At 49.9% G+C, this 12,170-nt stretch carries 11 protein-coding genes and 1 pseudogene; 1 reads left to right on the top strand and 11 read right to left on the bottom strand.

Going from position 1 to position 12,170, the window contains the following annotated elements; all coding sequences use genetic code 11:
* Positions 1 to 29: 29 nt before the first annotated feature.
* The 7 genes from der to ndk form a co-directional block, all read right to left on the bottom strand.
* Positions 30 to 1,388 (bottom strand): ribosome biogenesis GTPase Der, encoded by a 1,359-nt coding sequence (gene der, locus NKE59_RS03830; RefSeq protein ID WP_353439659.1) that lies wholly within the window; start codon positions 1,386 to 1,388, stop codon positions 30 to 32.
* A 10-nt stretch (positions 1,389 to 1,398) separates the two neighbouring features.
* Positions 1,399 to 2,529 carry an outer membrane protein assembly factor BamB gene (gene bamB, locus NKE59_RS03825; protein ID WP_353439658.1) on the bottom strand — a complete coding sequence of 377 codons (1,131 nt, stop codon included), beginning with the start codon at positions 2,527 to 2,529 and terminating at the stop codon, positions 1,399 to 1,401.
* On the bottom strand, positions 2,530 to 3,183 hold the full coding sequence (locus NKE59_RS03820; RefSeq protein ID WP_353439657.1) for a tetratricopeptide repeat protein: 654 nt from the start codon (positions 3,181 to 3,183) through the stop codon (positions 2,530 to 2,532).
* Between the two features lie 85 nt (positions 3,184 to 3,268).
* Positions 3,269 to 4,555 carry a histidine--tRNA ligase gene (hisS, locus tag NKE59_RS03815; protein ID WP_353439656.1) on the bottom strand — a complete coding sequence of 429 codons (1,287 nt, stop codon included), beginning with the start codon at positions 4,553 to 4,555 and terminating at the stop codon, positions 3,269 to 3,271.
* A 25-nt stretch (positions 4,556 to 4,580) separates the two neighbouring features.
* Complete coding sequence (gene ispG / locus NKE59_RS03810; RefSeq protein ID WP_353439655.1) at positions 4,581 to 5,843, bottom strand: flavodoxin-dependent (E)-4-hydroxy-3-methylbut-2-enyl-diphosphate synthase; 1,263 nt, start codon at positions 5,841 to 5,843, stop codon at positions 4,581 to 4,583.
* A gap of 10 nt (positions 5,844 to 5,853) precedes the next feature.
* Positions 5,854 to 7,014: a 23S rRNA (adenine(2503)-C(2))-methyltransferase RlmN gene (gene rlmN, locus NKE59_RS03805; RefSeq protein WP_353439653.1), complete on the bottom strand. Its 1,161-nt coding sequence runs from the start codon at positions 7,012 to 7,014 to the stop codon at positions 5,854 to 5,856.
* A gap of 9 nt (positions 7,015 to 7,023) precedes the next feature.
* A complete protein-coding gene (gene ndk, locus NKE59_RS03800) occupies positions 7,024 to 7,449 on the bottom strand; it encodes a nucleoside-diphosphate kinase (RefSeq protein WP_353439651.1) in 426 nt (141 codons plus the stop codon).
* 236 nt (positions 7,450 to 7,685) lie between these two features.
* On the opposite strand from ndk, the gene NKE59_RS03795 reads away from it, so the two are divergent.
* Positions 7,686 to 8,387 (top strand): Bax inhibitor-1/YccA family protein, encoded by a 702-nt coding sequence (locus NKE59_RS03795; protein WP_353439650.1) that lies wholly within the window; start codon positions 7,686 to 7,688, stop codon positions 8,385 to 8,387.
* Positions 8,388 to 8,441: 54 nt separating this feature from the next.
* Here NKE59_RS03795 and rlmD read toward each other — a convergent pair whose 3' ends face one another.
* The 4 genes and pseudogenes from rlmD to NKE59_RS03775 form a co-directional block, all read right to left on the bottom strand.
* The gene (rlmD, locus tag NKE59_RS03790; RefSeq protein ID WP_353439648.1) at positions 8,442 to 9,839 is read right to left on the bottom strand and encodes a 23S rRNA (uracil(1939)-C(5))-methyltransferase RlmD; all 1,398 of its coding nucleotides are present in this window, start codon (positions 9,837 to 9,839) and stop codon (positions 8,442 to 8,444) included.
* A gap of 40 nt (positions 9,840 to 9,879) precedes the next feature.
* Positions 9,880 to 10,692 carry a 3'-5' exonuclease gene (locus NKE59_RS03785; RefSeq protein ID WP_353439899.1) on the bottom strand — a complete coding sequence of 271 codons (813 nt, stop codon included), beginning with the start codon at positions 10,690 to 10,692 and terminating at the stop codon, positions 9,880 to 9,882.
* Positions 10,693 to 10,709: 17 nt separating this feature from the next.
* Entirely contained in the window at positions 10,710 to 11,549 is an 840-nt protein-coding gene (locus tag NKE59_RS03780) for a peptidoglycan DD-metalloendopeptidase family protein (protein ID WP_353439647.1), read from the bottom strand.
* A pseudogene (locus NKE59_RS03775) lies at positions 11,546 to 12,169 on the bottom strand (protein-L-isoaspartate(D-aspartate) O-methyltransferase); the annotation flags it as partial. The pseudogene NKE59_RS03775 and the gene NKE59_RS03780, both read right to left, overlap by 4 nt.
* Position 12,170: the final 1 nt, after the last annotated feature.

Raw genomic sequence — 12,170 nt, 5'->3', positions numbered from 1 at the left:
AATAAATTCCACCACGAAGAAAACATAACCTACTTACGACGTGGTTTTTCTTCTTTCACATAAGGGTTTGCGGCAGTTCGGAACTCAATGCGCAAGGGAGTGCCACGCAGATCAAAAATCTCCCGAAAACGCCCTTCTAAATAGCGCTTATAGCTATCGGTAATGCCATTTAAGGCGCTCCCATGAATAATCACAATCGGTGGGTTCATGCCCCCTTGATGGGCATAGCGCAGTTTTGGTCGTCCACGACCAACGCGTTTAGGTTGCTGATGCGCTACCGCATCGATCATCGCCCGAGTAAGCTTCGGCGTAGAGAGTTTGGCCATGCCTGCCAAGTAAGCCTTGTCCACGTCCTTAAAGAGATCTTTAATTCCAAAGCCCTTCTTTGCAGAAATCGGATGCACGTTTGCAAAATCCAGAAAACGTAGTTTTTGGGAGATCTCAACCCGTGCCCGTTCTTTGACATAGGTATCAATGCCATCCCACTTATTAACGGCCACCACCATCGCGCGCCCCGCCTCGACAATATATCCTGCAATATGTGCATCTTGCTCCGAGATATCTTGCTGAGCATCGAGCATCAAGATCACCACATTGGCATCATTGATCGCCTGCAATGTTTTAACCACCGAGAACTTCTCGATCGCCTCAAATACTTTGCCACGGCGACGCAGACCAGCCGTATCAATCAATATGTAGGGCTTGCCATTGCGCTCAAAGGGCACTTCAATCGCATCGCGGGTCGTTCCGGGTAGATCAAACGCAATAACCCGCTCTTCTCCAATTAAGGTGTTAATGAAGGTTGATTTACCCACATTGGGTCGACCAACCACCGCAATCTTCATTGGTCGGCCACTATCCACAACAGACTCTTCATCTGGCACTGGATATGGAATCTGGAGTTGATCCAATGCTTCCTCTAGTAAGGAGCGCACACCATCTCCATGGGCTGACGAGATTGCCTCGGGCTCACCCAAAGCTAGCTCATGGAAGTCAGCGGTGACCACGCTGTGTGGCATACCCTCTGTTTTGTTAACCGCCAGAATGACCGGGCGACCGGTCTTGCGCAAGAACTCTGCGATCACTCGGTCTTGTGGTGCCAGACCTAAGCGACCATCGACCAAGAAGATGATGAGATCGGACTCTGCAACGGCTTGTTTGGTTTGCTTAGCCATCTCCGCCAAGATACCGGTCTTGGCAACAGGCTCAAAACCGCCGGTATCAATGCAAATGAACTCACGCTCGCCCACTCGGCCGTTACCATAATGGCGATCGCGGGTCAGTCCTGGAAAATCAGCTACCAGGGCATCGCGAGATTTAGTAAGGCGATTGAATAAAGTGGATTTACCGACATTGGGTCGGCCCACAATTGCGATAACGGGTTTCATGAATGTGTTCTTAGCGCGGACGGTAAGCAGCAATCTTGCCGCCCTGCGAGGCGATGATGATTACGCCACCAGCAGCAATCGGCGCGGCACTCACCGGGGAGCTGTCATGCCGAATGCGCGAGACCATCTCACCACTATTTTGATTAATGAGGTGCACATAACCTTGCTTATCACCCATCAGCACTACCTTACCAATCGCCAGTGGTTCCCCCACATCGCGCCAGGTCAGCTGCGTGTTTTGCCAGACCTGTACACCATCGCTTGCACGATAGGCAGTAACGTGTGACTTCTCATCGGCAGCAAAGACGAACTCAATACTTTGCGCTGTTCCGGTGTAGCTCGAGAAATCTTTTGACCAAACTAAGTTACCGGTGCGAAGCTCAGCACAGCCAATCTTTCCTTGGTAAGAGACGATGCATAAACGACCTTCCTCTATGCTAGGTCGAGTGGTGACATCATTAAGACGCTCAATCTCCGAGAAGCCCTTAGGAAAAGAAACTGCGGACTCCCAAATGAGACCGCCATTGTTCAGGGCCATCGCCCCAAAGCGACCACCTGCAAAACCTGTAATCACAGTATCATTACCTACCAAGAGCATGCCGTAGCCGACCCTTAGGGACAGCGGCGATTGCTGACGTTGATAAATCCAACGACGCTTACCGCTAGCGGCATCCAAGCCAATAAAACGGTTATCTAGGGTCCGAATCACCACAATGCCGCCAGCGACGATGGGGTCGGAAAGTACCTCGCTACCGATGGATGATTTCCAAATATTCTTGCCAGCCTCATCGTACGCAAAGACATTACCTTCGCTACTGATAGCAACCGTGGTTTTACCATCGGAGCCAGGCCCAATCGAGAGCTTTTCTGGAACAGAAACTTCCCACACTACTCTGCCGGTCTGGATATTTAATTTACTGAGGGTGCCGCGCATGGAGGCAGCGAAGACATGATCATCGGCCACCACGGGACGAAAGTTTGCAGGCACAGAGCCACCTACACTGGCAGACCATACTTCTACCAAATCTACCTGATTGGTGAGGTTCACTAAATCAGCAGGCTTGCGAACCTTTGATGAGCCGGAGCAGGCCAAGAGGGTTAGCGAAACCAATAATACGGAGGCGGTGCGCACAAATTGCACTTACATACCCCCTACTGCATCGATCTTGACCTTCAAGAGACGCCTGGAGTCTTCAGGAAAGGATTTATCTTTCTCGAGTAATTTCCAGGCATCTAAATATTGGGTTCGCGCTTCAGTGGTCTTCTTTTGGGCCAAGAACCAATCACCGCGCCGCTCTATCCACAAGGGCTCAAATCCTTTGACCGCCTTCCCTTTTAGAATTCGATCGGCATCACTCATAGCCGCATCACTACCCTGATCGATCAACAGACTTACTAATCGCATTTGCGCCAATGCCCGATAGGCATCATCACTTGCTTTATCTGCAGCCCACTTTAAATACGCTTGTGCCTTGGCAGGATCATTGGAGTCCGAGGCAATCTTGGCAGCCAGCAAACTACCCATCGCTGCATAGGTAGTGCCACCGTATTTTTTTTGAAGGTCATCAGTAGCAAGAAATGTTTTATCTCGCTCGTTTTTACTGAGGGTGCTCAATAAGGTCTCATAGAGTTTTGCGGCTTCAGCCGATTGGCTGCGCTGATACCAGCTCCAGCCACTCATGGCAGCATATGTAAAGAGGGCTACCGTTGCGACGCCAATAATGTATTTACCGAAGCGATTCCAAAAGGACTTCAGATTTGCAATTTGTTCTTGTTCTTCGAGATCGAGTGCCATCGTGCTGTGCTGCCTGTATGTATAAGGATTTGAATAAACGGCTATTTTATGCCCATGGGCTTAGTGATGCCCATGCCCAGCATTATCAACGATCAACCAAGGCATCAATCACGGCACTCAAAAGCCCTGCCAGGGGAATGGCGCGTTGCTCACCGGTACCCCGTAGATCTTTGAGTTGCCCTTCCTGACGGGCCAACTCATCCGGACCAATGATTAATGCTAACTGTGCGCCACTGGCATCGGCTTTTTTCATTTGTGACTTAAAGCTACTGCTTTGGCCATCGGGTGGGCAATGCAAAATCACATCGACCCCTGCACTGCGCAAGGATTCAGCAGCAATCAAGGCTTGCGTTAAGGTCTCGCCACCCTGATGCAAGACATAAACATCACAAACGGGTTCGGTCTCTGGCAAGCTCTCTGAGATACCCATTAACTCAATCACGCGCTCCATGCCCATAGCCCATCCACAGGCAGGAGCAGGTTTACCACCCATTCGCTCAATCAGGGGGTCATAGCGACCGCCGCCCGCAATCGTGCCTTGGGCTCCTAGGGCATCGGTGATCCACTCAAAGACACTAAGGTTGTAATAGTCAAGACCACGTACCAAGCGGGGATTGATCTTGAAAGGAATGTTATTTGCTTTCAGTAGACTCTGTAAGGTCTCAAAGTGTTGGAGCGACTCTTTACCCAAGAACTCTAGTAATTTTGGTGCACCCTCAATCAGAGATTGCATGGCAGGGTTCTTCGAATCCAAGATGCGCAAGGGATTGCTTTGCAATCGTCGTCGTGAATCTTCATCGAGTTGAGACTGATATTGGGTGAAGTAACTCACCAAAGCGCTACGATGCGCAGCTCGTTCATCGGCTTGACCTAAAGAGTTAATCTCAAGGCGTACCCCTTTTAAGCCGAGCTCATCCCAGAGGCGCTGCCCCATCAGAATGATTTCTGCATCGATATCAGGACCTGCAAATCCGAGGGCCTCGATGCCAAATTGATGGAACTGGCGATAGCGCCCACGTTGTGGACGCTCATGCCGAAACATCGGACCGGTGTACCAAAGACGTTTGGGTCCCTCATAGATGAGGTTGTGCTCAATCACGGCACGGACGATCGCTGCAGTTCCCTCGGGACGAAGAGTCAGTTGCTCACCATTGAGTCGATCCTCGAAGGAGTACATCTCCTTCTCCACAATATCGGTGACCTCACCAATCCCGCGTTGGAATAAAGCTGTTGATTCCACAATTGGCGTCCGAATCGCTTCGTACCCATACGCGCGGGTGAGATCAGAAAGAGCCCTCTCTAAGTGCAACCATGCTGCCGACTGACTTGGCAGCATATCGTTCATTCCTCGGATGGCACTGATCTTTTGCATGAGATTGATGATTGAATAAAACTGATTAGCGATAGTGCGTGTTGACGTAGTCATCCACTATCAGCTGGAACTCTTCTGCAATACCCTCGCCTCGCAAGGTTTTTACTTTCACGCCATCTACAAACACCGGCGCAGCGGGGGTCTCACCCGTTCCGGGCAAAGAGATGCCAATGTTGGCATGCTTGCTCTCGCCAGGTCCGTTCACAATGCAACCCATCACCGCGACGTTCATGTTTTCTACGCCCGGATGTGTTTTTTTCCAGACTGGCATTTGCTGGCGTAAATAGGACTGAATCTTAGCAGCCAGCTCTTGGAAGGTGGTACTGGTCGTGCGACCGCAACCAGGACAAGCAATCACCATTGGCGTGAAATTACGCAAGCCCATGGTTTGCAAAATCTCTTGCCCCACAATCACTTCATTCTCACGGGGCGCGCCCGGATCAGGAGTCAGTGAGATACGAATAGTATCTCCAATCCCTTCTTGCAATAAGACCGACAGTGCTGCGGTCGATGCCACAATCCCTTTGCTACCCATACCGGCTTCAGTGAGACCTAAGTGCAAGGAGTAATCGCAACGACGTGCCAGATCACGATAGACTGCAATCAGATCTTGCACTCCACTGACCTTGCACGAGAGCGTAATTTGGTCGGGGTTCATGCCCAACTCAACGGCCTTACTAGCAGATTGCAAAGCAGACTGTATTAATGCCTCAATCATGACCTCCTGTGAGGTCTTAGGGCTTGCTAGTTTGGCGTTGTCGTCCATGATCTGGGCCAATAGATCTTGGTCTAGGCTGCCCCAGTTCACTCCAATCCGAATTGGTTTGTCGTAATGGCATGCAGCCTCAATCATCTGTGCAAACTGAGGGTCTCGTTTAGCGCCCTTGCCCACATTACCGGGGTTAATGCGGTACTTCGATAAAGATTTAGCGCAATCCGGATAGTCTTTTAATAGAGTATGGCCGTTGTAATGGAAGTCCCCAATTAAGGGCACCATGACATCCATCTTATCGAGCTGCTCTCGGATGTAAGGAACTTGAGCTGCCGCCTCAGGTGTATTGACGGTAATTCTGACTAGCTCAGAGCCGGCGCGAGCCAGTTCTTTCACCTGAATTGCTGTAGCAATGGCATCTTCGGTATCCGTATTGGTCATTGACTGGACACGAACCGGTGCATCGCCACCGACACTAACCTTGTGATCGCCCCAAGCTACAACGGATTGGCGTGAGATCCTGCGAGCCAATGGCCCAAGGGGTAAAGGAGCTAAACAATGATTTGGCGTACTCATAATCTCTCTATTATCGTTCCTGCCATTGCACCACATGTTCACTGCGCATTGCCCGTTCTTGGCGTTGATTGCGATTGGTGCGATCGATCACATCACCCGCCAGCTGACCGCAGGCAGCGGCAATATCATCCCCACGGGTTTTACGAACCGTAGTCACTATCTGTGCATCTTGCAAAATCTGGGCAAATTCTTTAACTCGCGCTGGAGGTGAGCGCTTTAGGCCTGACTCTGGGAACGGATTAAATGGAATGAGGTTGAGCTTGCAATGCAAGCCCTTTAATAAACGAATAAGTTCTTTTGCATGCTGATCCTGATCGTTCACGCCATCGAGCATGCAGTACTCAAAGGTAATAAAGTCTCTGGGCGCAAATGGTAGGTAGCGATCGCAGGCGGCAATGAGCTCTTTGAGTTGATACTTTTGATTAAGCGGCACCAGTTCATTGCGCAGGGTATCGTTTGGAGCGTGCAAGGAGACCGCTAATGCGACGGGGCAATCCTGTGCCAAGCGATCCATCATCGGCACTACCCCTGAAGTAGATACTGTGACGCGGCGGCGCGATAAGCCATAAGCATGATCATCGAGCATCAGACGCAAGGCGATTAATACAGACTCGTAGTTGAGTAATGGCTCACCCATTCCCATCATCACCACATTGGAGATCACGCGGCCCGATTGTTGAGTCGCACAATCTTCATCTAGACGGCGGATAGCATTGGGATCTTGACGCAAATGATGCTCTGCAAACCAGAGTTGGCCAATAATCTCAGCCGGTGTTAAGTTTCTGGCAAAGCCTTGGTGCCCGGTTGAGCAAAACCGGCAGTTGACTGCGCAACCTGCTTGAGATGAGACACAGAGTGTGCCGCGATCATCTTCTGGGATGTACACCATCTCTACCGCATTACCGGCTCCGACATCCAGCAACCATTTACGGGTCCCATCGTCTGCCCAGTGATCTTGGATCACCGGCAAGCTCACTACCTCAGCATCTTCTGCCAAGGTGGTCCGAAATGATTTAGCAAGATCGGTCATCAATGCGACATCGCTGATGCCGCGCTGATGAACCCACTGCATCAGTTGTTTTGCCCGAAAGGGCTTTTCGTTTAGTCCCGCAACGTACTCTGCCATCTTGGCAGCATCAAAGTTGAGTAAGTTCGTGCGGGCTGTGTTCAAGACAATCGATTAACGCGAATAAATGGTCATCCCGGGGAAGAAAAATGCGACTTCCACGGCGGCGGTCTCAGGGGCATCAGAGCCATGCACTGCGTTTGCATCAATGCTGTCAGCAAAATCAGCACGAATGGTTCCTTTGTCTGCCTTTTTGGGATCGGTTGCGCCCATGAGCTCACGGTTCTTCAGAATCGCGTTCTCTCCCTCAAGCACCTGAATCATCACAGGGCCAGAGATCATGAAGCTGACCAGATCTTTAAAGAAGGGGCGATCTTTATGGACAGCGTAGAACTGCTCTGCCTCATTCTTAGAAAGATGGGCCATTTTGGATGCGATGATCTTCAAACCGGCTTGCTCGAAGCGAGCATAGATTTGGCCAATTACATTCTTGGCGACTGCATCGGGTTTGATGATTGAGAGGGTACGCTGAATTGCCATGCAAAAACTCCAGTAATAAGGATTTAATAAAAGGGGCAACTGCTAACTGTTGCGATGCGAAATTATACGTTGTTTTTAGGGTTTTAGCCCCATCAACCCCCTCTAAGCCATTGAATTTCTTACGTATAAGCCATAATTTCCGTAATGGTATATTTAGGCGGTCTTGATTTTTACCCATTTTGTCTATACTTAGTCCCTATAAAGCCCGTGTTGGGCCTTTTATAAGGAGCTACTCAATGAGTGATCTGAACTCGTATGGTTTTGGTAATGGCGCAACAGTTGCGACCGCCCAGACCCGTAACCGTGTCCTAAGAAACACCTATGCCCTCTTGGCATTGTCCATGGTGCCTACCGTCATTGGCGCATGGTTAGGCGTTGCGATGGGCTTTACCTTCTTTGAAGGCAGTCCATTTATGGGAGCCATCATTTTCTTAGCAGTTGCCTTCGGGTTCTTCTGGGCAATTGAAAAGAATAAAGATACCGGACTTGGTGTTGTCCTGTTGCTTGGATTCACATTCTTCATGGGTGTGATGCTTTCCCGCTTGATCGGTATGACACTAGGCAGCTACAGCAATGGCGCTACCTTGATCATGGGTGCATTCGGTGGCACAGCGGCTATCTTCACGGTCATGGCTTCCATTGCAACCGTCTCAAAGAAAGACTTCTCTGGCATGAGCAAGTTTTTGTTCATTGGCGTGATCTTGATGATCTTGGCTTCCTTGGCAAACATTTGGTTACAAATGCCTGCTTTGATGTTGACCTTGATGGTCGTGGCCATTGCGATCTTCTCTGCCTTCATTCTTGTTGATGTTCAACGTGTTGTTAACGGTGGCGAGACCAATTATGTGATTGCTACCCTTGGCATTTACTTGAGCGTCTACAACATCTTCTCCAACCTCTTAGCCCTCTTGGGTATCTTTGGTGGCGATCGCGACTAATAGCAATTAGTTCAGCTGTTGTTCTTAGGGCGCCTCGGCGCCCTTTTTATTGGTTCATTGGCCCAGATCAAACACCGCAATCGATTCAATATGCGATGTGTGGGGGAACATATTGATGATCCCCGCCTTACTCAGTCGGTAATTGAGCTCATGGCAGAGAATGGCGGCATCCCTAGCGAGGGTTTTGGGATTGCACGATACATACACAATACGTTTTGGGTAATGGTCTTTGGGAAGATCATGCATGGCTTTGCAGATCTCCATCGCTCCTTCACGAGGGGGGTCAATTAACCACTTGTCGGCTTTGCCCCAGCTGGCGATATCTGTTGCCGTGGTCTCAAATAGATTACTTTCTTGAAAGCGTGTGTTCTGCTCTAGACGATTATGCATGGCATTTTGCATTGCTCGCTTGCTTAGGATTGCACTGCCCTCAATCCCCAAGACCTCCTTGGCTTGAGTCGCGATTGGTAAGGTGAAATTACCAATGCCACAGAACAAATCAATAATACGTTCATTGGATTTAATCTCTAATAGTGATAGCGCCTTGCTAACTAAGACTTGGTTTACTGCATGGTTTACTTGCGTGAAGTCCGTCGGTAAGAATGGCATCTCAATCTCAAACTCGGGTAAGCGATAGAGCATTTGCTGCTCGCTCGGATAAAACGGTTTGGCGGTCTCGGGTCCACCTGCTTGCAACAAAATGCCAAGCTCATGTTGTTTGGCAAAGTTTTCGAGTGTGTCAAGATCCGTTTTGGTGAGTGGTAAGAGATGGCGTATCACCAAGGCGATATGTTTCTTGGTTCTGTCTTCATGCGTATTGGGGCTATCTCCCACAGCAAACTCAATTTGCGGTACTCGATCCCGAATGCTAAGTGAGCCCACGAGCTCTCGTAATGGTATCAATAGTTCCGATATCGTTTTGGGGATTACCTCGCATGCACTCATATCTGCCACATAAGCGCTGTGATGCTCATGAAATCCCACCAAGACCGTACCCTTCTTAATCGAGCGATCGATCACACTCAAGCGTCCCCTGTGGCGATACTCCCAAGCCGGACCTGCGATAGGTCGCATGATCTCCTCCGCTTTTAAGCGGCCGATATGCCACAGATCATCTTCTAGAACCCGTTGCTTGATAGCAATTTGCGCAGCAAAGTCGAGGTGTTGCATGCTACAGCCACCACAGATGCCAAACACTTTACACTTTGGCTGCGTGCGATAAACCGCTGGCTTAATCAATCGTTGGAGCTTGGCTTTTGCAAAGCGGGCCTTATCCCGGGTGAGGATGTAGGTCACATGCTCGGTGGGTAAGGCGCCTCGGATAAAAACAACTTTGCCCGGTTGGCCGTTCTCGTCGCTTAGCCTGGTAATGCCTTGGGCATCCAGATCAAGGGCTTCCACAATAACAACGGGAGACTCTTGATGTGAAATTAATCTTGGGGTTCTGGTCACAATTGACTCAGGCTAAAAACAGGGTCATGCAATCTGATGCTTATTGTGCAAAGCCAGCAAGATACTCTGGCCAAGGCGCTTTACCCTGCTTTGCCTCCTGAGTGAGTTGCTGTTTAACAAAATCAAGCTCCTCTTCATACTCTGCATGCGAGAAACCGCCGCGCATCTGTTGGAAGCGGCAATACACAAGATAGGTGTTCACAACATCGGTCTCGCAGTATTGCCGAATCTGCTCGAGTTGTCCCGCTTGGTATGCTGGCCATACTTGGCTTCCATCCATTCCCATTTTTCCGGGGAAGCCACAGAGTTTTGCCAAGGCATCAAGGGGCGCATTGGCACGACCATTATGCTTGGCGAGGACATCCATCAAATCAATATGACGCATGTGATACCGATTGATGTAGTTGTTCCACTTGAAATCTTTGCTATCACTATCGTTACTCTCACCCATCTCCCAATAGCGCGGCGCTGCAACTTGATTGAGCATCGCACGATAATGCAAGACCGGCAGATCAAAGCCGCTGCCATTCCAAGAGACTAGTTGGGGGGTGTATTTCTCAATCAACTCAAAGAATGCCTGGATAATTGTTTTTTCATCATCCCCAATCTGGCCAAGACTGCCAACCTTGAATTGAGGGGTACCGTCTTTAGTGGTTCTGCGAATGACGCAGGAGATTGCGACGATCTTTTGTAAATACAGTGGTAAGAAATCACTACCAGTTTGTGCAGCGCGAGCATCCATAGCGGCTTTCGCCACATCGGCATCACTGCGAGAATCCGGATCATTATTAAGACGCCGCAGACCCGCCACATCCGGTACGGTCTCAATATCAAAAACTAAGATGCTGGGAATGGTTTTAGCCAAATCAATTACTGCAAGAATTGGATCGGGTTGACAGGTTTGCCATTGAGGCGCACTTCAAAATGTAGCTTCACCATATTGGCGTCGGAGTCGCCCATCTCTGCAATACGTTGTCCCTTACGAACCGAGTCACCCTCTTTCACTAAGAGGCTACGATTGTGGGCATACGCTGTGAGGTAGGTGTTGTCATGCTTCACAATCACGAGATTGCCATAACCGCGAAGACTGTTACCGGCATAGACCACTTTGCCATCGCTAGCAGCCTGAATCGGCTCGCCCAATTTACCGGCAATATCGATGCCTTTATTTTTACCCTCGCTGAACTCTTCTACGACCTTTCCTTTGGCAGGCCAAGAAAGTTTAATTGGAGGATCCACAGCATCGGCTTTTGCTTCCGTTACTTCTTTTTCTTCCACCTTCTTGGGTGCTGCTTTTTTATCAGCAGCGGCCTTCGCATCTTTACTATCGGCAGGCTTTAGGGGTTCAATGGGTTTGGTGCTCACGCGTGGACCTGGCGGTGGTCTCACCCGCAAAAGCTGATCAACTTCAATGAGATTGGGGTCTGTAATATTGTTCCATGCGGCGATGTCGCGATAAGACTGCCCGTTATCCAAGGCGATCCGCAAGAGGGTGTCACCGCGCTTTACTCGATAAAAGCCTGGGGCCGCCGCTTCGAGCACTGGGGTGGTCGCACCGATGGTGCTACTGCGATCGGTAATGGTCGCTTGCTTGGTACGCGGTGGAGTCGAGCATGCTGCAAGGCAAAATGCCACAGCCAAAGCAAGCAATACTCTGAGTCCGTCAGTAGGCAAAATAAGTGGGTATTGGGGGATCGCTAATTTACTCATATCACCCCTGATTGTAAGGGCACAAAAAAGACCTCATCAAGTGCGGTCCTTTGATAACGGTGGGAGCTCACCCGCTCAATTAATAAGAGCTGCTGCTCGGTCTCGCTTTTAGAGACCGGGGCGATCAAGCGTCCGCCAATGGCTAATTGATCAAGTAAGGGGTCAGGCACCCCCAATCCAGCAGCTGCCAGAATAATGGCATCAAAGGGAGCGGCTTGTGGCAGGCCACGAATGCCATCACCATAAATCAGTCTCAGGTTGGCAATCCGAAAGGGGCGTAACTTATTTCGGGCCAGATCGTGTAAAGGACGGATCCGCTCGATCGAGTACACCTCTTTTGCTAAGAGACTTAGCACTGCTGCTTGATAACCACAGCCCGTACCGATCTCCAATACTTTGCCAAGGGGTTGCTTGTTCTTGTGGAGTAACTCGATCATGCGCCCTACTACCGATGGCTTTGAGATGGTTTGCTGATGACCAATGGGTAATGCAGAATCCTCATAGGCTTGTGCATGTAAGCCAGCATCCACAAAGGGATGCCTAGGTACTGTAGCAATTGCTTGCAATACATTGGGGTGCTTAACGCCCGCCTCATGGACCTTTCTGGCTAGGTCTTGCCGA

The sequence above is a fragment of the Polynucleobacter sp. UK-FUSCHL-C3 genome (genome assembly GCF_040409815.1).
GTDB lineage: Bacteria > Pseudomonadota > Gammaproteobacteria > Burkholderiales > Burkholderiaceae > Polynucleobacter.
This window is presented reverse-complemented; position numbering and strand designations above follow the sequence as displayed.

Excerpts from the sequence above, each read along its gene's own strand:
- NKE59_RS03820 (WP_353439657.1), bottom strand. The coding sequence starts at position 3,183 with ATGGCACTCGATCTCGAAGAACAAGAACAAATTGCAAATCTGAAGTCC.
- NKE59_RS03795 (WP_353439650.1), top strand. The coding sequence starts at position 7,686 with ATGAGTGATCTGAACTCGTATGGTTTTGGTAATGGCGCAACAGTTGCG.
- hisS (WP_353439656.1), bottom strand. The coding sequence starts at position 4,555 with ATGCAAAAGATCAGTGCCATCCGAGGAATGAACGATATGCTGCCAAGT.
- der (WP_353439659.1), bottom strand. The coding sequence starts at position 1,388 with ATGAAACCCGTTATCGCAATTGTGGGCCGACCCAATGTCGGTAAATCC.
- NKE59_RS03780 (WP_353439647.1), bottom strand. The coding sequence starts at position 11,549 with ATGAGTAAATTAGCGATCCCCCAATACCCACTTATTTTGCCTACTGAC.
- ispG (WP_353439655.1), bottom strand. The coding sequence starts at position 5,843 with ATGAGTACGCCAAATCATTGTTTAGCTCCTTTACCCCTTGGGCCATTG.
- ndk (WP_353439651.1), bottom strand. The coding sequence starts at position 7,449 with ATGGCAATTCAGCGTACCCTCTCAATCATCAAACCCGATGCAGTCGCC.